Raw genomic sequence first — 23,500 nt, 5'->3', positions numbered from 1 at the left:
GCAATTGTAGCGTACAGGGCGGGGAATCCCTTACGACGCTCGCCCCCGCGCGCGACCCTGCTATCATCGCTGCTGTATATCCGTACAGTGCCGCGCGTGCTTCCCGACTCTCCCGATCCGTTTTACTACCTCGCGAACTTCGAGCGCGCGCTGGCGTGGCTTGCCGCGCGCTGCGCCGATCTGTTCGACGACGCCGAGCGCCGCTTCGCCGACGATTTCGCGCGCATGCCAGAGGCGTCGCGCGCGCTCTTCGTGCGCATGCTGATGCGTAAGGGTCCCCATTTTCGCGCAAGCCGTCTCGCGTACGACGAAATCGGCTGCCCACGCGCCGCGGCGGCCCCGCTCGTTGCAGCGGGTTGGCTCGACGCCGCGCCCGCGCTCGATCTCGACGCGCTTGCCGCGCTCGTCACGAAAGCCGAACTCCAGGCGCTCGCCGCGCGCCTCGGTGTCGCGCTGGAACCGCGCGCCACGCGCGCGGCCTCGCTCGAAGCGCTCGAGGCGCACTACGCCGCCGCACCCGAGCCGCGCGGCTGGCATGCGTGGTTTCCGGCCTCCCCCGACACCGTGCTGCTGTTCGCGAGCGCCCCGCTCTGCGAGCGCCTGCGCCTCATGTTCTTCGGCAACCTGCGCCAGGACTGGTCGGAGTTCGTGCTTGCCGACCTGGGCGTCTATCGCTACGAAAGCGTGCCCTTCGATCGCGCCTCGCGGGCATTCCAGCGACGCGAGGACATCGACACGTATCTCGCGCTGCGCGATTGCCGCGACGGCTTCGACAGCGCCGCCCGGGCCCTGGACTTCGACGCCGCCGCTGCCATCGCCACGACACTCGATGCACTCGACGCGCTGGCCCCGCGCACGCAGGCCAACGCGTGGCTGCGCGCTCGCCACGACAAGCTGCGTCACGCCACCGGGCTCGCCGCGGAGCGCGCGGGCGAGGCCGAACTCGCGTGGCGCGCGTATCTGGACTGCGGGCATGCCGAATCGCGCTACCGCCGCGTGCGCGTGCTCGAACAGCTGAGCCGCCGCGAGGAAGCGCTCGCGCTCGCGCAGATCATTGCCGATGCGCCTGATAACGAAGAAGAAGCGCAGCGCGCGGCGCGCACGCTCGGGCGTCTCGCGCGCACCCGGGCGAAATCGAAAACGAGCGCCGAGCCGGGCTTCGCGCAGCTCGAACTCGCGCTGCCGGCCGCGCCCGGGGCGCTACGCGTCGAGGAAGCCGCGCGCCTCTCGCTCGCCACGCCGCAGGCGCCGGTGTTTTACGTCGAGAACACGCTGATCAACGCCCTCTTCGGTCTGCTCTGCTGGCCCGCGCTGTTCGCGCCGCTGCCCGGCGCGTTCTTCCATCCGTTTCAGCGCGGCCCCGCCGACCTGCACGCTGCCGACTTCGTCGCACGGCGTGCTTCGCACTTCGAAGCATGCCTCGCCGAACTCGAAACGCACGCGTACCGCGACTCGATCCTGCGGCGCTATACGCAAAAGACCGGTATCCAGTCGCCCTTCGTCGCGTGGCCCGCACTCAGCGACGAACTGCTCGCGCTCGCGCTCGACTGCTTTCCCGCCGCGCATCTGCGCTTGTGGTTCGAGCGGCTGCTGCGCGAACCCGTTGCCAACCGTTCGGGCCTGCCCGATCTCGTGCGCTTCTGGCCGCACGAGCGGCGCTACGAACTGATCGAGGTGAAAGGCCCCGGTGACCGCCTGCAGGACAACCAGCGTCGCTGGCTTGCCTATTGCGTGCAGCAGGGCATGCCGGTTTCCGTGTTGCAGGTGCGCTGGCCCAATGTGGACGATGAGGCCGGCGAAAGCGCCGCACGGGCGTTGCGCGCGCCATGAGCTACACCGTCGCCGTACGCACGCTGTGCGAGTTCACCGCCAAGCGCGGCGATCTCGACCTGCGCTTCACGCCCTCGCCCGACGCAAGCGATGGCCGCGCCGGCCACGCGGCCATCGCCGCCCGACGGCCGCCCGGCTACGAGACCGAGATCGCGCTTTCCGGCACGTTCGAATCGCTCACCGTGCGCGGCCGCGCGGACGGCTACGATCCCGCGCGGCGCAGGCTCGAAGAATTCAAGACCTATCGCGGCGACCTCGAAGCGATGCGCGAAAATCAGCGCGCGCTTCACTGGGCACAGTTGCGCGTCTACGGCGCACTGCTGTGCGACACGCTCGGGCTCGATGCGCTCGAACTCGCCCTGGTGTACTACGACATCGGTTCGGGCCGCGAGACAGCGCTCGTCGAGCAGGCGAGCGCGTCGGAACTGCGCGCCGCGTTCGAAACGCAATGCCGCCGCTTCGTCGCATGGGCCGAGCAGGAAAGCGCGCACCGCACCGCGCGCGATGCCGCGCTCGCCGCCCTGCGCTTGCCGCACCCGCAATTTCGCGCCGGCCAGCGCGATCTCGCCGAAGCCGTCTGGCGCGCGGCGACGCAGGGGCGCTGTCTGCTCGCGCAAGCGCCCACCGGCATCGGCAAGACCATCGGCACGCTCTTTCCGCAGTTGAAGGCTTGCCCACGCGCGGCCATCGACAAGGTCGTATTTCTGAGCGCGAAAAGCTCAGGCCGCCAGTTGGCGCTCGATGCGCTCGCCACGCTGACACGCGCGCAAGACGTTACCACCGCCGATACCCAACGAACGACCATGCCGTTGCGAGTGCTCGAACTCGTTGCGCGCGACAAGGCTTGCGAACACCCCGAAGCGGCCTGTCACGGCGAATCCTGCGTGCTCGCGCGCGGCTTCTACGACCGCCTGCCGGCCGCGCGCGCGGCGGCGCTCGAACGCCTGCGGCTCGATCGCGCAGCACTGCGCGAAGTGGCGAGCGAGCACGTCGTCTGCCCTTACTACCTTGGCCAGGAACTGGCGCGCTGGAGCGACGTGATCGTCGGCGACTATAACTACTGGTTCGACGCGAGCGCCATGCTGTTCATGCTCGCCGCGCACAACCAGTGGCGCACGAGCGTGCTCGTGGACGAGGCGCACAACCTGCCCGAGCGCGCTCGCGCGATGTACTCGGCGGAACTCGTGCAAACGCGCATCGACACCGTGCGCCTCGCCTCGAGCGGGCCGCTCAAGCGCGCGCTCGCGCGCCTGCAGAAGCACTGGAATGCGCAAAACGCCATACAACCCGGCGCCTGGCGCGCGAGCGACACCTTGCCCGAAGGCCTCGTCGCGGCTCTCGGCGAAGTGATCGGCGCAATTGGCGACCAACTCGCCGAACCCGCGCTCGTACGCGACCCCGAACTCGAGCGCTTCTATTTCGACGCCCTGCATTTCACGCGCGTTGCCGAGCGCTTCGATACCCATTCGCTCTTCGACGTCACGCCCCTTGTGCAGCAGAGCGCTCGCCGCCCGCGTTCGACCATCGCGATCCGCAACATCGTGCCGGCGGACGCCTTGCGCGCGCGCATCGCCACCGCGCACAGCATGACGCTCTTTTCCGCGACGCTCTCGCCCACGCATTACTACAACGACATGCTCGGCCTGCCCGCCAACACGGTGAGCATCGACATCGATACGCCGTTTCGCGCGGACCAGCTCGACGTACACATCGCCCGCCACATCTCGACGCGTTTCAAGGACCGCGCACGCTCGCTCGAAGCGCTGGTTGCGCGCGTGTCGGCTCAATATGCCGAGCGCCCCGGCAACTATCTTTGTTTCTTCAGCAGCTATGAGTATCTGCAGCAAGCCGCCGACGTGTTCGTGGCTCGCCGCCCTGAGGTGGACGTGTGGCTGCAGTCGCGCACCATGGACGAAGCGGGCCAACAGGCCTTCGTCGCGCGCTTCATGGAAGGCGGCTGTGGCATTGGCTTCGCGGTGCTGGGGGGCGCGTTCGGCGAAGGCATCGATCTGCCGGGCACGCGCCTCATCGGCACCTTCATCGCCACGCTCGGCATGCCCCAGGTGAACGCCCTGAACGAGGCGATGCGCGCGCGCATGGATACGCTTTACGGCGATGGCTTCGACTACACGTACCTGATCCCGGGCTTGCGCAAGGTCGTGCAAGCCGCTGGCCGCGTGATCCGCACCGAACACGATCGCGGCGTCGTGCACCTGCTGGACGACCGCTTCGCGCAGCCCGGGGTGCGTGCGTTGTTGCCCGCGTGGTGGCGTATCGCCTCCAGTTGATCTGGATTACTGATCGTTTTTTCACATAGAGAACTGGCGCACCTTTTGGTGCGCCAGTGGTTTTTCATACGATCAGGCGGGCTTCGCCTTTCCCCCACCCTTGCCGCTCTTCTTCGGCGGCGGCGGTGGCGGATCGCCTTCCATGTCGTCGGCGGCCATTTCGTTCGCGACTTCATCAACGGGCGGCGACGCCGCTTGCTTCGCCTTCTTCGCGGCCTTGTTCTCCTTTACGTCGGGCGGCACGGCGATCTTGCTGATCGTGACTTCCTCATTGGTCTTGTCATAGCCGATCTCGACGGTGTCGCCCGATTGCAGCGCGTCGCCGAGTATCTCCTTGGCCAGGCGCGTTTCCACTTCCTGGCGAATCTGCCGCTTGAGTTCGCGCGCGCCGAACTCCGGCTGATAGCCCGCCTCGACGAGGTGATCGATGAGCGTCTGCCCCATGATCAACGTGATGCCCTGCCCAGCCGCCGTGCGCATGACGCGTTCGAGCTGGATCTGCACGATCGCGCGGATGTTGTCGCGCGAGAGCGCATGGAACACGATGATCTCGTCGATGCGATTGAGGAACTCGGGCCGGAAATGGCCCTTGAGCACCTTCATGAGTTCCGCGCGGATCGTCTTGTCGTCGAGGCGCGACTTTTCGGGGCGCTCGAGATTGTCCATGATGATCGACGCGCCGAGGTTGCTCGTGGCGATCAGGATCGTGTTGCTGAAGTCGACCACGCGGCCTTTGCCGTCCGTCAAGCGCCCGTCGTCGAACACCTGCAGCAGCACGTTATAGACGTCGGCGTGCGCCTTCTCGATCTCGTCGAGCAGAATCACGCTGTACGGACGCCGCCGCACGCGCTCGGTGAGCTGACCGCCCTCGTCGTAGCCCACGTAGCCGGGCGGCGCGCCGATGAGCCGCGCCACCGCATGACGCTCCATGTATTCGCTCATGTCGATGCGGATGATGGCCTGCTCGTCGCCGAACACGGTTTCCGCAAGCGCCTTCGCAAGCTCGGTCTTGCCCACGCCAGTCGGCCCGAGGAACAGGAAGGTCGCGATCGGGCGGTTCGACTGACCCAGGCCCGCGCGCGAGAGGCGTACGGCGTCGCTCACCGCGACCACGGCGTCTTCCTGACCGACCACGCGTTCGCGCAGTGTTTCTTCCATCTTGAGCAGCTTCTGGCGCTCTTCCTGAGTGAGGTCCGCAACCGGAATGCCGGTGAGCCGCGACACGACCTCGGCAATCGACGCCACCGTGACTTCAAGCGTTTCCGAACCCGTCTTGCGCTGCCACGCTTCGGTCAGCTCCTCGAGCTTCGCCTGCTTTTCGTTGATGCGCTCCTCGAACCCCTTCGCTTCGTCGAAGCGCTTGCGCGACGCCGCGTAATCCTGCTCGCGCTTGAGCTGCGCGATCTCCGCTTCGAGTTCCTGCATATCAGCGGGCCGCGAGGTCGCGCCAATGCGCACGCGTGCCGCCGCCTGATCGATCAGATCGATCGCCTTGTCCGGCAAAAAGCGCGACGTGATGTAGCGATCCGACAATTCGGCGGCGGCCACGAACGCGTCGTCGGCGAACGTCACCTGGTGGTGCGCTTCGAGTTTGTCGCGCAGGCCGCGCAGGATCACGATGGTTTGCTCGACCGTCGGCTCCGGCACGAGTACCGGCTGAAAGCGCCGTTCGAGCGCTGCGTCTTTCTCGATGTACTTCTGATACTCGTTAAGCGTCGTCGCACCGATCAAGCTCAGCTCGCCGCGCGCGAGCGCTGGCTTCAACACATTCGCAATGTCGAGCCCGCCTTCTCCGCCACCCTGCCCCGCGCCGACGATCGTGTGCAATTCGTCGATGAAGAGAATCAGCTCGTCGTGCTTGGCGGTGACTTCATCGATCAGTTGCTTCGCGCGTTCCTCGAATTCGCCGCGGTACTTCGCGCCCGCGACCATCGAATTGATGTTCACTTCCACGAGCCGCTTGCCGCGCAGCACCTCGGGCACGTCGCCGTTGACGATGCGCTGCGCGAGCCCTTCCACGATGGCGGTCTTGCCGACGCCCGGCTCGCCGATCAGCACCGGGTTGTTCTTCTTGCGCCGCGCGAGCACCTCGATGGTGTTCTCGATTTCCTGCGCGCGGCCCAGCACCGGATCGAGCTTGCCCTGCCGCGCCATGGCCGTGAGGTCGCGGCCGAACTTGTCGAGCGTGGGCGTGCCCGTGGGCGCATCCACGCGGCCATCCTCCGCGCCCTTGCCCACCACCTTCACGACCTTCTGACGCAGCGCCTCGGGCGTGACGCCGTATTTCTTGAGCAGCGTGCCCGCAATGCTGTCGGGCACCGCAGCGAGACCGATCAGCAGATGCTCGGGGCCGACATACGAATGACCGAGATCGCGCGAGGCCTGAAACGCGAACTGAAACGCTTTTTTCAGGCGCGGCGAAATCGTCATCTTGTCGATGGGCGCGTCGGGCGAAGCCGTGCCCTTTTGCGCGTGCTGATCGATATAGCTAATGATGTCTTGCGGCGAGAGCTTCAACTCCTTCAGGAGTGCTGCGCAAACATCGGTCTCGGCGAGCACGTACAGCAGATGTTCGGTGTCGAGTTCATTACGTTGCAACTCGTGGGCTTTCTCCGCGGCGCGCTGCAGGATTTCGAGCGTCTGCTCGCTGAATGCATCGGTCGCATCCACGGATTCGCGTGGCACCTCGGCGGCGAGATCGTGCTCGTCGTCATGTTCGTCCTCGCCGCCTTGTCCGCCGAAAAAGCGTGACAGGCCGCTGCCGCCCAGCAGCGAGTCGAACGGGTTGAGCATGCTTTGGTGTCGCATCAGTTGGCGGTAGTCGTAGTCGCAGATCGACATGGACTTGCGCTGCCCGTTTTGCACGACAGTCACGCGCGCGACTGCGGGCCGGGCATTACAGATTTCGCAAAGAGTGGGCATGGTCGGCTTGTCTCCGGAGGATCGGAATCGCACCGCTGAGGTTCGCAAAACCCTGCGAAAACCTCGTGGCGTGATTCAGTGCAACGCGGCCGCTCACGCAGCGGTTGCACCAGGAAAGCGACAAATCGGCGAGCACGCGCAGCAACACATTTGCGGCGCAGTGCTGTGGCTGACGATGACCTTGCGGACGGAATGAGATGCGCGCTTTGCGTGCGTCACGTGAGTCTGCCGCCCGACACAGGTGCGAATGATTGTGGCAGGAAACGATTGCCAACGCGTCGAACATGTGCCGCTCTGGGCACGGTTCGCGATCGGTCACATCAAAGAAAAAGGGCGGGACATCAGTCCCGCCCTCAGAACGCGCTCGGGGCGCGTGAGGAGAGCAACTGCGCGTGACGCTCATCCACATGCGATGCATGGCGATGTCACGCGCGGTGCGAGAACACTGTCATCAATCTCACTGCGGAAAGACGTTTGCAATCGTGTCTTTCACCTGTTTCTCAGCGGCGGTTCGACCCCGACACGACGTCGATCCACACGGCGAGCACGAGAATGCCGCCCTTCACAATCATCTGCCAATACGCGTCCACGTCGAGCATCGACATGCCGTTATCGAGGCTGGCCATCACGAGCGCGCCGATCAGCGCGCCATACACGGTGCCGGAGCCGCCGCGCATCGACGTGCCGCCGATAAAGCAGGCCGCGATCGCATCGAGTTCGCCCATCGTGCCCGCCGAAGGCGAGCCCGCCGCGAGACGCGCCGTATTGACGATGCCCGCGAACGCGCACATGAGGCCCATGAGCGCGAAGATCGCGAGCTTCACGCGGTTCGTGTTGACGCCGGAAAGACGCGTGGCTTCGAGGTTCGAGCCCACTGCGTAGATGCGGCGGCCGAACACGGTTTGCGTGGCGATCCATGTGAAGATTCCGAGCAGCGCGAGCAGCAGCAACACGGGCACCGGAATGCCGCCGTAGCTGTCGAGCATCAGCACGAACGCCAGCAGGATCGCGCCCGCGCCGACGATCTTCACGCCGTCCTGCCAGAGCGGCACGACGCTCAGCTGATAACGCCTGCGGTTCGCACGCTGGCGCACCGTGAGCACCGCAAGCAGCACGAAGAGCGCGAGCGCCAGCACGTCGCCCGCCACGCGCGGCAAATAGCCCTGACCGAGAAACACGAAGTGATCGGACACCGGCGCGATGGTCGAGCCGCCCGTGATGCCGAGCAGCACCCCGCGAAACGCGAGCATGCCGCCGAGACCCACGATGAACGACGGCACGCGGCGGTAGGTCGACCACCAGCCGTTGAACAGCCCCACCAGCACGCCGAGCACGAGCACCACCGGCACGGTCACGCCGATGGGCCAGCCGCGGTTCACGTCGAGAATCGCGGCCACGCCGCCGAGCAGGCCCAGCAGCGAGCCCACCGAGAGATCGATCTCGCCCGCGATGATGACGAACACCATGCCGCACGCGAGCATCCCCGTAATCGACATCTGCCGCAGCAGGTTCGACACGTTGCGCGGCGTGACGAACGCGCCATGCGTGAGCAGCGAAAAGAACAGCCAGATCACCGCCACTGCAAGCAGCAGCGCGAGGATCTTGTAGCGCGCGAAGAGTTGCTGGAAACGCATGGCGAAACCATTACCGCCTGGCTGCTGGCCTTCGCGCGCGTGTTGGGTCGTGACGTCGGGGGTCATACTGCACTCGCTGTATCGGGTTGGGCGCGCACGCTCTGGATCGCCGCGCCAAGAATGTCTTCCTGCGTGAGGTCCTCATTGACGAAGTCGCCGCGCAGCTCGCCTTCGCCGATCACGAGCACGCGGTCGCTGATGCCCAGCACCTCCGGCAACTCGGACGACACCATCACGATCGCCACGCCGCGTTTGGCGAGCTGGAAGATCAGTTTGTAGATCTCGTACTTCGCGCCGACGTCCACGCCACGTGTGGGCTCGTCGAGGATCAGCACCTTCGGGTCGGTGAGCAGCATCTTCGTGAGCACCGCCTTCTGCTGGTTGCCGCCGGAAAGGCTCGCAATCGACAGCATGGGGTTCGCCGCGCGCACCGAAAGACGCTGCATCTCCGTGCGGATCGTGTCGAGTTCGGCGGCCGTGTCGATGCGCCCGTGCTTCGAGAAGCGATGCAGCACCGAGAGCGTGATGTTGTGGCCCACGCCCAGTTGCGGCACGATGCCGTGGCGCTTGCGGTCCTCGGGCACCATGGCGATGCCCGCACCGATCGCGTCGAGCGGCGAGCGGATTTTCAGCGGCTTGCCTTCGAGCAGCACCGTCGCCGCGCATGCGCCCGCATAGGCGCCGAAGATCGCCTGCATGGTCTCCGTGCGCCCCGCGCCCACGAGCCCGGCCACGCCCAGGATCTCGCCGCGCCGCACCGAGAACGACACGTCGTCCACGCGCTTGCGGCGCGGATTCGTCACGTCGTAGCAGGTCACGTTGCGGGCCTCGAACACGACCTCGCCGATGTCATGCGGCTCGCGCGGAAAGAGATTGCGGATCTCACGCCCCACCATCATCGCGATGATGCGGTCGGTAGTGAGCGTCGCCATGGGTTCGGTCGCCACGTGGCGGCCGTCGCGGATCACGCTCACCGTATCGCACACGGCCTCGACCTCGTCGAGCTTGTGCGAGATGTAGACGCAAGCAACGCCCCGGCGCTTCAGGTCGCGCACGATATCGAGCAGGATCTTCGTTTCCGCTGCGGTGAGCGACGACGAAGGTTCGTCGAGAATCAGCAGCTTCGCGCGCTTGTTCAGCGCCTTCGCGATCTCGATGAGCTGCTGATGGCCACCACCATAGTTCATCACCGGCTGCGCCACGTTGATGGCGTCGATGTTCAGCTCGCGCAGCAACTCGTCGGCACGCTGATACATCGCCGCGTAATTCATGCGGCCGCCCGGCAGCGTGATTTCGTTGCCGAGAAAGATGTTTTCGGCCACCGAAAGCTCGGGCACGAGCATCAGTTCCTGGTGGATGATGACGATGCCCGCCCGTTCGGTGTCGCGCACGCTGTGCGCTTCGAGCGGTGCGCCTTCCCAACGGATTTCGCCGCTCCAGGTGCCGTGCGGGTACACGCCCGACAGCACCTTCATGAGCGTGGATTTGCCGGCGCCGTTCTCGCCGCACAGGCCCACGCATTCGCCGGGCTGCACCGTGAGGTCGATGCCGTCGAGCGCTTTCACGCCCGCAAAGGACTTGACGATGCCGCGCATCGTCAGCAAGGGTTCGGTCATACGCTGGTCACTCGCTGCGAAGGCCCGCGCGACGCCATCGCCATAGGCGCGGCGCGCGCGGGCCGTCAGGCCATAGACGTTACTGGCTTGCCAGTTGCGCCTGCGTGTAGAAGCCGTCCTTCACGACGACATCCACGTTGCTCTTCGTGAGCAGCGTCGGCTGCAGGAGCACCGTGTCGACCTTCTTCTTGCCGTTGTCGTACTGCGCGTTGTACCCCGGCTTCTGGCCCTTCGCGAGATCGACGGCGAGCTTCGCGGCTTCGCCCGCGATCAGCTTGAGCGGCTTGTAGACCGTCATGGTCTGCGTGCCCGCCACCACGCGCTTGACTGCCGCGAGGTCCGCGTCCTGGCCCGACACCGGCACCTTGCCCGCGAGATGCTGCGCGGCGAGCGCCTGGATCGCGCCGCCCGCCGTGCCGTCATTCGAGGCGACGACGGCGTCGATCTTGTTGTTGTTTGCGGTGAGCGCGTCTTCCATGATGCGCAGCGCCGTCGAAGCGCTCCATTCCGGCACCCACTGCTGGCCGACCACCTTGATGTCGCCACGGTCGATCGCGGGCTTGAGGACCTTCAGCTGGCCTTCACGCAGCATCTTCGCGTTGTTGTCGGTGGGCGCGCCGCCCAGCAGGAAGTAATTGCCCTTGGGCTGTGCATCGAAGACGCCCTTCGCCTGAAGCTCGCCCACCTTCTCATTGTCGAACGAGATGTAGGCGTCGATATCGGCATCGAGAATCAGGCGATCGTACGAAACGACCTTGATGCCTGCCTTCTTCGCTTCGGCGACGACGTTGCCGAGCGTCTTCGAGTTGAACGGCACGATCACGATGACGTCGACGCCACGCGAGATGAGGTTTTCGATTTGCGAAATCTGGCGTTCTTCGCTGGCGTCGGCCGACTGCACCGACACTTTCGCGCCCAGCTTTTCCGCGGCGGCGACGAAGTAGTCGCGATCGCGCGACCAGCGCTCGACACGCAGGTCATCGATACAGAAGCCGATCTCGGGATGATCCTTGCTCGCGTGCGCGAGCGGTGCGGCCAGCGACAGGCTGGCAAGCACGGCCCCGCATACGAGCGAACTCAGAACCGAACGACGTTTGGCGAAATTCATGTCTCCATACTCCTCTTGATGCCGATGCGCAGGCACGCGCGTACGCGTCGCCGCCGCGGCGATGGTTATCGGGTTGTTGCCGATGTAATTGCGGAACACGCGAAAAGGCATGGCGTGCGGGTTAACCGTAGGACTACCAATCGACTGCGCGACTACACTGGCCGCGCAGTTTTTTCTGCACCGGCGCCTTCAGTCAGGCGCCGGTTGCGAAAACCGGTTCGAGCGCGCGATATAGCGCGCTAAAGGTTGGTCGGCGTGCCTCGCGATACCACGCGTGGCGGGCGGCGTCAGGTTCACGTATCGCGAGCACAGGCGGCTGCGGGCACACCTGGTCGAGCGTCGCGCCCGGTTCGAGCGCGAGATGCGCGAGGCGCGCGGCGCCCAGCGCCGGGCCCACCTCACCGCCGGCGCGCAGCGTGAGCGCGCGGCCGCTGATATCGGCGAGCATTTGCGTCCACCAGGCACTGCGTGAGCCGCCGCCAATGACGGTAATCGTTTCGGGCACAAGCCCCGCCGCGTGCAGCGCATCCATGCCATCGAGCAGCGCGAAGCCCACGCCTTCCAGTGTCGCGTTGGCCAGATCGGCGCGCGCGGTCTGCGGGGTCATGCCGTAGAACACGCCCTTCGCGTTGACGTTGTTGTGCGGCGTGCGCTCGCCGCTGAGGTACGGCAAGAACCACGGCCGGCGCGCATCGCGCTCGGCGTTCGCGTTCGCTTCGGCATCGGCCAGCAATGCGGCGACGCTTTCGTAACCGGTAAGCTGCGCGGCGAAGTCGAGGCAACTGGCCGCGTTCAGCATCACGGACATCAAGTGCCACGTGTGCGGCAAGGCATGGCAGAAGCTGTGCACGGCGGAATCGGGATTGGCGAGAAAGCCGTCCGAGACCGCGAAATAGACGCCCGACGTGCCGAGCGAAAGCATCGCATCGCCGGGCCGCACGATGCCCACGCCCACGGCGCCCGCCGCGTTGTCGCCGCCGCCCGCCACGACCGGAATTTCGCGCAGGCCGAATTGCCGGGCGAGCTCGGGCCGAAGCCGGCCCGTGACCTGGTTGCCTTCGAATACGTCCGGCATTTGCGCGCGCGTGAGGCCACACGCCTCAAGCAAGGTCTCGCTATAGTCGCGCTTCGCGATGTCGAGCCACAGCGTGCCGGCGGCGTCGGACGGGTCGGTGGCGAACACGCCCGTGAGCAGCCAGCGCAGATAGTCCTTGGGCAACAGCACGTGCGCGATGCGCGCGAAGATTTCCGGCTCGTGCTTGCGCACCCATAGCAGCTTGGGCGCCGTGAAACCGGGCATCGCGAGATTGCCAGCGATGGCATGCAACTGCGGTACGTCTCGCTCCAATTCGATACATTCGGTATCCGAACGACCATCGTTCCACAGGATAGCGGGACGCAGCACCTGTCCTCTCGTGTCGAGCAGCGTCGCGCCGTGCATCTGGCCGGTCAGGCCAAGCGCCTCGATACGCGCCGGGTCGATGCCGCGCCCGCGCGCCTCGTCGATGAGCGCGCGCAACGCGGCCTGCGTGGCGAGCCACCAGTCTTGCGGCGCCTGCTCGGACCAGCGTGGCTGCGGCCGGCTCACCGTGAGCGGCGCGCCCGCGCTGCCGAGCACGTCGCCCGCGCGATCGAGCAGCACGGCCTTCACGCCCGACGTGCCGAGGTCGATACCGATAAACATGTCTCCGTCCTTCTTTTTTGCGCCAGTTTGCCTTGTGTGGGAAGCTGCGCAATTGCGAATTTGACGGCGCGCGCTAATGTTTTTTCAGGCGTTTTTTTTCGCGCGCCGTGGCACGGCTCTAGCGCTGGCCGTAGATGGCCTGGTTCACGACATTCTCGAGCCGCTCCTGCTGGCCACTCGCGTGCTGCGGATTCATGCCGTGCGCGAGTGCGTCGGCGGCCAGCGACGAAAGCGAATAACCGCCCGAGAGAATCTTGCGGCCGAACTCGCTGTCCCAGCCCGCGTAGCGCTGGCTGCGGAACTGCTCGAGCCGGTCGTTTTCCACCAGCGCCGCACCGCGCTCGAGGGCAAGCGCGAGCACGTCGATCGCGCCCACGTGGCCGTAGAACATGTCTTCCGGATCGACGCTTGCGCGGCGCACCTTCGCATCGAAGTTCATGCCGCCCGTCGTGAAGCCGCCGTGGCGCAGGATCTCGTAAAACGCCAGCGTGAGTTCCTCGACGCTGTTCGGGAACTGGTCAGTGTCCCAGCCGTTTTGCGGATCGCCGCGATTCGCGTCGACGCTGCCGAACACGCCCAGCGCGAACGCCGTCGCGATTTCGTGATGGAACGAGTGGCCCGCGAGCGTCGCGTGATTCGCCTCGATATTCACGCGGATTTCGTTCTGCAACCCATATTGCGCGAGGAAGCCGTGCACCGTGGCGACGTCGTAGTCGTACTGATGCTTGGTCGGCTCCTGCGGCTTCGGCTCGATCAGCAGCGTGCCGGTGAAACCGGTGCGGTGCTTGTGCTCGACCACCATCGAAAGGAACCGCGCGAACTGTTCGCGCTCGCGCTTGAGGTCCGTATTGAGCAGCGTGTCGTAGCCTTCGCGGCCGCCCCACAGCACGTAGTTCTCGCCGCCGAGCTTGCGCGTCGCATCGAGCGCATGACACACCTGGGTGGCCGCATACGCGAACACTTCGGGGTTAGGATTCGTGGCCGCGCCGCCCGCGTAGCGCGGATTCGAAAACAGGTTCGCGGTGCCCCACAGCAGCTTCACGCCGCTCGCTTGCTGGCGCTCGCCGAGGTAGTCGACCATGCGCTTGAAGTTTTCCGTGTAGTCCTTCAGGTCCTTGCCTTCCGGAGCCACATCGGTGTCGTGGAACGTGTAATAAGGTGTGCCGAGCTTCGAGAAAAACTCGAACGCCGCGTCGGCCTTCTGGCGCGCGCGCTCCATGGCGTCGCCGGGCTGCTGCCACGGGCGGTGAAACGCTCCCTGCCCGAAAATATCGTTGCCGGGCCAGACGAACGAATGCCAGTAGCACACCGCGATGCGCAGATGCTCTTCGAGCGTCTTGCCGAGCACCTTTTTGGTCCGGTCGTAGTGATGGTACGCAAGCGGGTTATCCGATTGCGGGCCTTCGTATCGAATGGCGGGGATATGTTCGAAATACGACATGATGTCTCCAATGTTGTTGCAGCGCAGCGAAGCAGCGTGCATCCCTCTGTGTGACGCCATACTGCCCGCGACGCGCAAAGCGCGGCAATTGCGAAATTGCGTGACACCTTTAATGTTTCCTGCCGACTGGCGCGGCCGGTGCGCCCGCGAACCCGAATGTGGGCCTAAAATAACCGGGCACTTAAAACGACGCGCGAGAGGCGCGAGAGACATCGTAGCGCGGCGCTCATTTGGGCGCACCGCGCCCGAAATGGAGACATGGCGGTTTTCCGCCGGCGTTGTGCGCCGGGCGACCAGCCGCCGACACGACATGACCCGTGCCCCCGCTTCCCAGACGCCCCACCGCATCGCGCTGCTCTTCAACGCGAACAAGGTGTACGACCGCGAGATCATTGCGGGAATTGGCCACTATCTGCGCTCCACACGCGTAGCGTGGGACCTCTTTCTCGAAGAGGACTTCCGCTGCCGGCTCGCGGGCATCGAGCGCTTCGATGGCGACGGCATCATTGCCGACTTCGACGACCCCGCCGTGGCCGACGCCCTGCGCGGCTGTCCGCTGCCGGTAGTCGCCGTGGGCTCGTCGTTCGAAGATGCCAGCCAGTACCCCGCCGACGTGCCCTATATCGCGACCGACAACCGCAAACTCGTCTCGCTCGCGTGGACGCACCTGATCGGCGCCGGGCTGCCGAATCTCGCGATGTACAGCCTGCCCGTCGCGCAGGAAAACCGCTGGGCGCAGGAGCGCGAACTCGCGTTCCAGGCGCTCGCCGGCGAAGAAGGCCTGCAGGCGCCGATCTACCGGGGTCAGGCCACCAGCGCCAGCGCCTGGAACCAGCACATCGAACAATTGAGCGTGTGGCTGCACAGCCTGCCCAAGCCCGTGGGCGTGATCGCCGTGACCGATGCGCGCGCGAGGCACTTGCTGCAGGCCTGCCTGATTCACGGCATTGCAGTGCCCGAGCAGGTTGCGATCATCGGCATCGACAACGATCCGCTCACCCGCACGCTCACGCGTATTCCGCTCTCGTCGGTCATTCAGGGCACCGAGGAAATGGGTAAGACAGCCGCCCACCTGCTGCACCAGATGCTGCGCGGCGCACGTTTTCCGGGGCAACGCATTCTGGTGCCGCCCGTCGGCATCAATGTGCTCGAATCGACCCGGCATGAACCGTTGTCGAGCCCGCATGTCATGCGTGCGCGCCACTTCATCCGCCAGTACGCGTGCCAGGGCATCAAGACCGAGCAGGTGGCCGACTATGTGGGCGTGTCGCGCTCGTCGCTGGAAGAATATTTCCGGCGCGAACTCCAGTGCACGGTCCACCAGGAAATCCTGCGCCACAAGCTCGATGCCGCGAAGGCGATGCTCGCGAGCCGCGACGCCTCGAGCGCGGAGGTGGCAATCCGTTGCGGATTCACGTCGCTGCAGTACATGTATGCCGTATTCCGCCGTGAACTGGGATGCACACCGCGCGAATATCAGGACAGTGTCGCGAACGCTTCCGGCCCGCGCCTGTCCACTTGATAAAGCGGCTTCGGCCACCCCGGACAATCACGCTTTCTTCATACGTTCTCTTCACCCCATGAACACTCTTGCTGCCCATCTGACTTCCGAACCGTGGGGCGAGTTGCCCGGCGGCGACGCCGTGCGGCTCTACACGCTACGCAACGCGCAGGGCATGAAGGTGACGGTCAGCGACCTCGGCGCGACGCTCGTCTCGTGGCTCGCCCCCGATCGCGCCGGCCGCCTGGCAGACATCCTGCTCGGCCACGACACGCCCGCGGACTATCTCTCGGCCACCACGTACATGGGCGCCCTGGTCGGGCGCTGGGCCAACCGCATCCGGGGGGCGCACTTCACGCTGGACGGCATCGAATATCCGCTCGATCGCAACGAAAACGGCAATCTGCTCCATGGCGGCGCGAACGGCTTTCACCGGCAGATGTGGCACGTGGAAGAGGACCGGGGCGCGCTGGTACTGCGGCTCGACTCGCCCGAAGGCGATGGCGGCTTTCCGGGCAACGTGAGCGTGGAGGTGCGCTATACGCTCGACGACGAAGGCACGCTCACGATCGAATACGAGGGTGTGACTGATGCGCCCACGCCCCTCAATCTCACGAGCCACGGATACTTCAACCTCTCCGGCGAAATGAGCCCGGACATTCGCGGCCACGTGCTGACGATCGACGCCGACGCCTTCCTCGAAGTCGATCCTCAGTTGATCCCCGCGCGCATTGCCGATGTCTCGGGGAGCGCCTTCGACTTCCGCCACGGTGCGCCACTCGGCGCGCGGCTCGACTGGCCGCACGCCCAGCTAGAACGGGCGCACGGTTTCGACCACTGCTACGTGCTGCGCGCGCCCGAGAGCACGGCGGGCACGCTGCACGCCGCGCCGGGCCGCTGGCCCCTGCGGCCGGTCGCGCGCGTCTACGAGCCGGGCAGCGGGCGCGAGCTCGCCGTCTCGACCGACCAGCGCGGCCTGCAGCTTTATACGGGGAACTATCTGGAAGGTCAGCCGGGACGCCGGGGCACGACGTGCGCGCGCTATGCGGGGTTGTGCCTCGAAGCGGGCGGCTTCCCGAACCAGATCAATATGGAACCGCCCGCCTGCGACGAAGTGGTGCTGCAGCCCGGCAAGACCTATCGGCAGGTCACGCAATACCGCGTAAGCGTGCTCGCCTGAAGCGAGCCGGGCGCAATACTTCAGGAGACTTTGTCGTACTGATAGACGCCGCGGCCGGTCTTGCGGCCGAGCTGGCCCGCCGCGACCATCTCGCGCAGCAGCGGGCACGCGCGATACTTCGAGTCGCCGAAGTCCTTCAGGAACACGTCCATCACCGACAGGCAGACGTCGAGGCCGATCAGGTCCGCCAGCGCGAGCGGGCCGATCGGATGACTGGCGCCGAGCTTCATGCCCGCGTCGATTTCCTCGGCGCTCGCAATGCCTTCCGCGAGCACGAAGAACGCCTCGTTGATCATCGGCACCAGAATGCGGTTCACGACGAAACCCGGCGCGTTCTTCACGGCAATCGGCGTTTTCTGCAGGCGCTGCGCCATCTCGCGCACCGACTCCGCCACTTCCGCGCGCGTTTGCAGGCCGCTGATCACCTCGACGAGCGGCATCATCGGCACCGGGTTGAAGAAGTGCATGCCGATGAAGCGCGACGGGTCGGCGAGCGTGCTCGCGAGCGCCGTGATCGAGATCGACGAGGTGTTCGACGCGATGATCGCGTCGGGGCGGGCCGCGGCCTCGATCTGCTTGAGAATGCGCGTTTTCAGCTCGGCGTTCTCGGTCGCCGCCTCGATCACGAGATCGACGCCCGCGAGACGCTGGTAGTCGGTGGTCGTTTCGATGCGCGCGAGCGCGGCGTCGCGCACGCCGGCTTCGAGCTTGCCCTTCGAGACGAGCCGCTCGAGGCTGTGCGTGAGCGTGGCGACGCCCTTGGCGAGCGCCGCATCGGTGACGTCGATCATCACCGCCTTGAGTCCCGCCACCGCGACCGCTTGGGCGATGCCGTTGCCCATCGTGCCCGCGCCCACGATCCCTACCGTTTCGATTGCCATGCCTCGTCCTCACTCCTTGTCTGCGACCCCGGCGAGTCGCTATGGGAAATGCCGGTCATGCGGCGCAACGCGTGGTGCACCGCACCAATACCCACAGTGTAACGGGTAGTGGGAATCGACTGGAACTCGCGCGACGGGGGGCCCCCAGCCGGGTGCCTGCGCAGCGGCTCGCGATCAGACGCCGCCGAGCCGGCCGTAGTCGATCGCCGTGCGCGTATAGAAGAGTTCGACGCCGCCCGCTTCCAGCGTGACAAGGAGTGCGTCGATGGAGGGCTCGTCGGCGACGATCAGCACCACAGAGGGTTCGTCGGCCAGATCGAAGAAGTGGGCAGCATGCATCTTTCCGTGAATGTCGAGGCCCTCGTAGCCTTCCAGAACGGTGATGCCGAAGACGCCCTGCGCACGCGCGGCGTCGATGATCCAGGAGACCGCGGACTTGTGGCCCTTCTTGTGCTTGCGGCTCGTGTAGAGCGTCAGTTGACTGCCTGCGGGCATGGGAACCTCCATGCGCTCGGAACTACGTCGAATTGTCGAAACAGCGTCGCGCGACGGGCGGCATGACAAAAAATTCTAGCACGCGCCCTTTCGCCTGCCCTTGCGCCGGCACGCTCGCTGCGGTCCTAGAAGTTGTACTGGAAATAGATCTGACTGAAGTTCGTACCCGGATTCGGTTCCTTGATATCCGCGTTCGACAGGTGCTGGAAACGGAACCCGGCCTGATAATTCGCGTGCTCGCCGAACTGCGCGCCAACGCCGACCATGTCCACGAACTGGAACGATGTCGACGTCGCGCGATCGGGCGTTTGCCGGACATGCGAGAGAAAGTGAAAACCCACGCCCGCCTCGATGAACGGCTTGAACCAGCCGGTGTCCTTGATGAAGCGAAAAACGGGCGTCACGCCGTATTCCCAGATATGGGAGTACACGGCATCCGGCGCATTGAGCTTCCAGTATGCGACATGCGCTTCCCCAACCAGCGTGAAGTGATACCCGCCAATGTGCCACCACTGCAGGCCCGGATCCCACACGAGACCGAGGTCGAGCTTTTTCACGTCGTGGTCCGCGACACCCGCTCCGAGCTGAACGCCGAACATGTTGTCCGCTTGCGCGCTGGCCGCGCCGAACGCGCAAAGCGCGACGAGCGCCCCACGCACCACATGAGCCGGCCAGACGAATCTTCTTACTTTCATCTATTTCCCCGACTCGATCGATTCAGCATGACGCCATGCATCGGGTCCAATCACGATTTGCGCAGGCTCGGTATACACGCAAATGCCATACAAAATGCACTACGCGCTTGCCATTTAGACAGAACAAATGCCAACACACTCCGATGTTCACTAGTGACCCGCGTATATATGAGAGCGCAGTTTAGTCTCCAAAAGCCGAGTGCGCTCGCTGGCGCTACAGCGGGCCGCCCACCGCAAGGCCCTCAGCTTTAATAATCACTGACTGAAGCCTTCCAGTTTTCGATTATTGAAGATGAGAAATGGCACGCACCAGTTATTTACGAAAAAATTACAAAATACGCGCTCGCCTTGTTAACGAATCCTTCTCAATTACTGCGTTTCGATTTACCAAGCGCTCGAATGCGTGAATAGCGATTATCCGATTTGCGGCATCTGGATATTCCCCTGAGTAAAACGCAGGCCACGCACGGGCTCGGGGATTCCCGAACCCCTCCGACTGCGCTACGTAGCTGTACCCAAATTGAGGACAGACGGTGCGAGAGCCCCTCGCATAATCCGCGTGAACTGTGATCCGCGGCAAACAACAACGCCATAACCCTTGCCACGCTCACGCCCCGGTGCTTAGGAGGAGACACATGAGCCCAATCCCGCAAGGGCATGCTTCGCGCGTGCCGCACACATCCGCGCAAACGCAATCCAATTGCGCAGCCGCCACCGAACAGGTCACCCGCAAGGTCTCGCGCCATTTGCTCGGTTTCCTGTTCCTGCTGTTCGTCGTCTCGTTCCTCGATCGCATCAACATCGGTTTCGCGGGCCTGACGATGATGAAGGACCTAGGCTTGTCGAGCACGCAGTTCGGCTTCGCCACCACCCTCTTCTACGTCGCTTATATCGCGTGCGGCATTCCGGGCAATCTCATGCTCGCGCGCGTCGGCGCGCGGCGCTGGATCAGCTTCATCATGATTGCGTGGGGTCTCGCCTCCACTGCGACGATGTTCGCCACCAACGCCACCACGCTCTACTGGCTGCGCATGCTGGTCGGCGTGACCGAGGCAGGCTTTTTGCCCGGCATGCTGCTCTATCTCACCTGCTGGTTCCCTGGCGCGTGGCGCGCACGAGCGAATGCCCTCTTCATGATCGCCATGCCCGTGACGGCAGCGCTGGGCTCCGCGGTGTCGGGTTTTATCCTCAAGCTCGACGGCCACGCAGGACTGGCCGGCTGGCAATGGCTCTTCGTGCTCGAAGGCATGCCGGCCGCGCTGCTCGGCTGCGTGGCATTCTTTTATCTCGACGACACGCCACGCGCCGCACGCTGGCTCAGCGCAGAAGAAAAAAGCACGCTCGAAGCCGCGCTTGCCGAGCCGGCCGATGCGCTCGCTTCGACCCCGGCGCACGCCGCGAAAGAGCGCAGCCTTTGGCAGCAACTGCGCTCGCCGGTCGTTCTGCGCTTCGCGGCGGCGTACTTCTGCCTCGTCAACACACTCGCCATGGTCGCCGTGTGGGCGCCGCTAATCGTCAAGGGCTTCAGCGCCGGGGCGAGCAACGTCACCGTGGGCCTCGTCGCGACGATTCCGCAGCTCGTCACCATCGTCGCGATGATCGCGTGGGGTCGCCGCTCGGACCGGCGGCAGGAACGCAAATGGCACCTTGCCGCGCCGATGCTGCTCTCCGGGGTGGGCTGCGTGTTGACCGCGCAAGGCGGCGTGCCGCTCGTGCAGCTGCTTGGCGTGTGCCTCGCATCGGCGGGTTCGTACACGGCGATGTCGATCTTCTGGACCACGCCCGATCAAGCATTCACGCCGCACGCGCGCGCGGTGGGCATCGCTGTGATCAATGCGATCGGCAATATCAGCTCGGCGGCAAATCCGCTCGTCGTGGGCTGGCTTAAGGATGCGACGCACAGCTATGCGGCGGGGCTCATCTATTCCGCGGTGCTGCTCGTGCTGGGAGCGGTGATCGTCGCGACGTTGCCGATCGGGCGCGGCGGTCGTGCGAAGGCAGTTACAGCCGTTCCGCGCGCCGCGGCTTGAGCTTGCTTCAGAGAGTATGAAGCTCGCGACGCCAAGCGCCGCGCGATTTCGCTGATCGTGTCCGCAAGATAGTGCGTTGCGAGCTCGTCCTCATGGCGCTCGCAACGCATGTGCTACGCGCGCTGCCCTGTTAGCGTTCCGCGCCCGCTCTGCTGCGGCGCGCGGTGAATCCCGGCAAGCGCTTCACGAAGCCGGTCGCGAGCGCAGTGCCCACGAGAATCGCCGCGCACGCTTCGACCATCCCCATCGAAACGCGCTCGCCGAGAAAGAGCGCGCCCCACAGGATGCCGAAGATAGGGATCACGAACGTCACCGTGATCGCGCGCGCTGGCCCGACCGCTGCAATCAGCCGGAAGAACAACAGATAAGCGACACCAGTGCATGCGACACCCAGGCCAAGCACTGCGCCCCACGCATGCAGCGAGATGGGCGCGGCAGGCCAGGTGAGCAAGGCGATCGGTGCGAGCACGAGGGTCGCGCCCGTCATCGTCCCGGCGGCGACCGTAAGCGGATCGACGCCCGTGAGATGGCGCTTCGTGTAGCTGGCGGCCACGCCGTACAGCGCCGCTGCAACCAGCGCTGCGAGGGCGGCAAGCGCGGCGTTGGTGGAGGACGCACCGTCGCCGGCGTGCGTCACCACCTGATCCCAGACGAGCGCGAGCACACCCGCGAAGCCGATTGCCAACCCGACCACACGCATGCCGCTCAGACGATCCTTGAGCCAGACATACGCGACGACTGCGCCCCACAGCGGCGTGGTCGCGTTGATCACGGAAGTGACGCCGGCGGAGAGCGTGAGTTCGGCCCACGCGAAGAGACAGAACGGCGCGGCCGAATTGAGGATACCGACGACGAAGAGCGGCCACGCGCGTTCGCGCAACGTGCCGAGCGCTTCGCGTGCGGGGCGCCGCGAGAACAGCACGAGCAGAAGGAACAACGCGCCGATGCCAACGCGCAGCGCCATGAGCGGCGCAACGCCGAAATCGGTCACGCCGACGCGGATGAACAGAAACGACCCGCCCCATAGGGCGGCGAGGATGACTAGCTGCGCGAGTTCGATCGGGTTCATGTGAGGTGACGCTGTATGGGGTTGCGCGCGGGCGCGCGATGATACGAATCACGGGCGCGAAGTACGCGTATCGTAAGGCGAGCGGCGCGCACCGTATAACGAAGGATTCTCACCGATATGTGAGAAAAATTGACAGCCGGATCTTGCGGTGTCATTCGGACGTTTGGTTATGACCCCGGTCACCCGTTCTACGCCCTGCGTCGTCCAGCCCTTGCGCTTGCTCATGGCCCGCATGCCCATCCTATGGCGAATTTGCCGCAATTTCGCAAATTTGCTAATATTCTCGCGGCATGTGGACAATCACGTATTACAACGAAGCCACGCGGCAGCAGGTTGCCCATCTTCCCACAGGCATTCTTGCCAGTTATCTGCGACTCGCTAACGCGATGCAGTCGCATGGCGCAGATCTTCGCATGCCACATTCGAGGGCAATGTGTGGCGGGTTGTTTGAACTGCGGCCGCGCGGGCCGGAAGGCATTGGGCGTGTGTTCTATTGCACGCAAGTCGGCCGCCGGATTGTCGTGCTGCACTCATTCGTCAAAAAGACACGAGAAACACCCGAGGCCGAATTGAGCCTTGCTCGCAAACGCATGAAGGAGGTTCAGGAAAATGGCTAAGTCCAGGCCAAAACGTGAGGGCGTCGAACAATACAAGCCTGTCCCGCATGACGAGGCGTTCGTGAAGGCGATGCTGGCGAAGCCTGAAGTTAAGGCAGCTTATGACGCGCTTGACGAGGAGTTCTCGGCACTGGACGTCTTGCTCAGCGCACGAAAGGAAGCCGGCCTGACACAGGCACAAGTTGCCGAACGCATGGGTACGACGACCTCGGCTGTCTCGCGCCTCGAGGCGTCGCTGGCAAGCGAGAAGCATTCGCCCTCGTTCGCGACGTTGCGCAAGTACGCCGCGGCCTGCGGCAAGAGCTTGAGGATCGCGCTCGTGTAGTCAGGTCGCGAGCAGGCACAAAAGAGGCGCCTACGCAATGTCTCGCAAAACGACAAAGCCCGCGTAATCTTTCGATTACGCGGGCTCTATTCTTTGGTCGGGGCGAGAGGATTTGAACCTCCGACCACCTGCACCCCATGCAGGTACGCTACCAGGCTGCGCTACGCCCCGAGAGCTAGAAAGT

General features: G+C 64.9%; 17 protein-coding genes and 1 tRNA gene. 7 read left to right on the top strand and 11 right to left on the bottom strand.

All coding sequences use genetic code 11. The annotated features are described in order from the left end of the window. The first annotated feature begins 96 nt into the window (after positions 1–96). Positions 97–1,830, top strand: coding sequence for a VRR-NUC domain-containing protein (locus tag FAZ97_RS05325; protein WP_199272110.1), 1,734 nt, complete (start codon positions 97–99; stop codon positions 1,828–1,830). After that, the gene (locus FAZ97_RS05320; protein WP_158757512.1) at positions 1,827–4,118 is read left to right on the top strand and encodes an ATP-dependent DNA helicase; all 2,292 of its coding nucleotides are present in this window, start codon (positions 1,827–1,829) and stop codon (positions 4,116–4,118) included. Before FAZ97_RS05325 ends, FAZ97_RS05320 begins: the two co-directional genes overlap by 4 nt. A gap of 72 nt (positions 4,119–4,190) precedes the next feature. Here the strand turns inward: FAZ97_RS05320 and FAZ97_RS05315 are convergent, their stop codons facing one another. From FAZ97_RS05315 to xylA, 6 genes are all read right to left on the bottom strand, one after another. After that, positions 4,191–7,040, bottom strand: coding sequence for an ATP-dependent Clp protease ATP-binding subunit (locus FAZ97_RS05315; RefSeq protein WP_158757511.1), 2,850 nt, complete (start codon positions 7,038–7,040; stop codon positions 4,191–4,193). Between the two features lie 500 nt (positions 7,041–7,540). Next, the gene (locus tag FAZ97_RS05310) at positions 7,541–8,740 is read right to left on the bottom strand and encodes a sugar ABC transporter permease (RefSeq protein ID WP_158757510.1); all 1,200 of its coding nucleotides are present in this window, start codon (positions 8,738–8,740) and stop codon (positions 7,541–7,543) included. Next, positions 8,737–10,290, bottom strand: a complete 1,554-nt coding sequence (xylG, locus tag FAZ97_RS05305) for a D-xylose ABC transporter ATP-binding protein (RefSeq protein ID WP_158757509.1) — start codon at positions 10,288–10,290, stop codon at positions 8,737–8,739. The genes FAZ97_RS05310 and xylG overlap by 4 nt, the downstream gene beginning before the upstream one ends. 79 nt (positions 10,291–10,369) lie before the next feature. Further along, on the bottom strand, positions 10,370–11,398 hold the full coding sequence (gene xylF / locus FAZ97_RS05300) for a D-xylose ABC transporter substrate-binding protein (RefSeq protein WP_158757508.1): 1,029 nt from the start codon (positions 11,396–11,398) through the stop codon (positions 10,370–10,372). A gap of 193 nt (positions 11,399–11,591) precedes the next feature. Continuing rightward, positions 11,592–13,082 carry a xylulokinase gene (gene xylB / locus FAZ97_RS05295; protein WP_158757507.1) on the bottom strand — a complete coding sequence of 497 codons (1,491 nt, stop codon included), beginning with the start codon at positions 13,080–13,082 and terminating at the stop codon, positions 11,592–11,594. 118 nt (positions 13,083–13,200) lie between these two features. After that, a complete protein-coding gene (xylA, locus tag FAZ97_RS05290) occupies positions 13,201–14,523 on the bottom strand; it encodes a xylose isomerase (RefSeq protein ID WP_158757506.1) in 1,323 nt (440 codons plus the stop codon). Between the two features lie 310 nt (positions 14,524–14,833). On the opposite strand from xylA, the gene FAZ97_RS05285 reads away from it, so the two are divergent. After that, positions 14,834–16,045, top strand: coding sequence for a XylR family transcriptional regulator (locus FAZ97_RS05285; protein WP_158757505.1), 1,212 nt, complete (start codon positions 14,834–14,836; stop codon positions 16,043–16,045). 58 nt (positions 16,046–16,103) lie between these two features. After that, complete coding sequence (locus tag FAZ97_RS05280; RefSeq protein WP_158757504.1) at positions 16,104–17,204, top strand: aldose epimerase family protein; 1,101 nt, start codon at positions 16,104–16,106, stop codon at positions 17,202–17,204. Between the two features lie 20 nt (positions 17,205–17,224). Here FAZ97_RS05280 and FAZ97_RS05275 read toward each other — a convergent pair whose 3' ends face one another. The 3 genes from FAZ97_RS05275 to FAZ97_RS05265 form a co-directional block, all read right to left on the bottom strand. Next, entirely contained in the window at positions 17,225–18,085 is an 861-nt protein-coding gene (locus FAZ97_RS05275; RefSeq protein ID WP_158757503.1) for a 3-hydroxybutyryl-CoA dehydrogenase, read from the bottom strand. 174 nt (positions 18,086–18,259) lie between these two features. Next, a complete protein-coding gene (locus FAZ97_RS05270; protein WP_233271636.1) occupies positions 18,260–18,580 on the bottom strand; it encodes a DUF190 domain-containing protein in 321 nt (106 codons plus the stop codon). Between the two features lie 125 nt (positions 18,581–18,705). Further along, entirely contained in the window at positions 18,706–19,275 is a 570-nt protein-coding gene (locus FAZ97_RS05265) for an acyloxyacyl hydrolase (RefSeq protein ID WP_158757501.1), read from the bottom strand. Positions 19,276–19,910: 635 nt separating this feature from the next. Here FAZ97_RS05265 and FAZ97_RS05260 point away from each other — a divergent pair. Next, entirely contained in the window at positions 19,911–21,305 is a 1,395-nt protein-coding gene (locus tag FAZ97_RS05260) for an MFS transporter (RefSeq protein ID WP_158757500.1), read from the top strand. 130 nt (positions 21,306–21,435) lie between these two features. Here the strand turns inward: FAZ97_RS05260 and FAZ97_RS05255 are convergent, their stop codons facing one another. After that, complete coding sequence (locus FAZ97_RS05255; RefSeq protein ID WP_158757499.1) at positions 21,436–22,374, bottom strand: DMT family transporter; 939 nt, start codon at positions 22,372–22,374, stop codon at positions 21,436–21,438. A 290-nt stretch (positions 22,375–22,664) separates the two neighbouring features. Between FAZ97_RS05255 and FAZ97_RS05250 the strand changes: the two genes are divergently transcribed. Together FAZ97_RS05250 and FAZ97_RS05245 are read left to right on the top strand one after the other, a co-directional pair. After that, a complete protein-coding gene (locus FAZ97_RS05250) occupies positions 22,665–22,991 on the top strand; it encodes a type II toxin-antitoxin system RelE/ParE family toxin (protein WP_158757498.1) in 327 nt (108 codons plus the stop codon). Further along, positions 22,984–23,316 carry a helix-turn-helix domain-containing protein gene (locus FAZ97_RS05245; RefSeq protein WP_158757497.1) on the top strand — a complete coding sequence of 111 codons (333 nt, stop codon included), beginning with the start codon at positions 22,984–22,986 and terminating at the stop codon, positions 23,314–23,316. The genes FAZ97_RS05250 and FAZ97_RS05245 overlap by 8 nt, the downstream gene beginning before the upstream one ends. Before the next feature lie 94 nt (positions 23,317–23,410). Here the strand turns inward: FAZ97_RS05245 and FAZ97_RS05240 are convergent. Then, positions 23,411–23,487: transfer RNA gene (locus tag FAZ97_RS05240), tRNA-Pro, on the bottom strand. Between the last annotated feature and the right edge of the window lie 13 nt (positions 23,488–23,500).

The organism is Paraburkholderia acidiphila (assembly GCF_009789655.1).
GTDB lineage: Bacteria > Pseudomonadota > Gammaproteobacteria > Burkholderiales > Burkholderiaceae > Paraburkholderia > Paraburkholderia acidiphila.
This window is presented reverse-complemented; position numbering and strand designations above follow the sequence as displayed.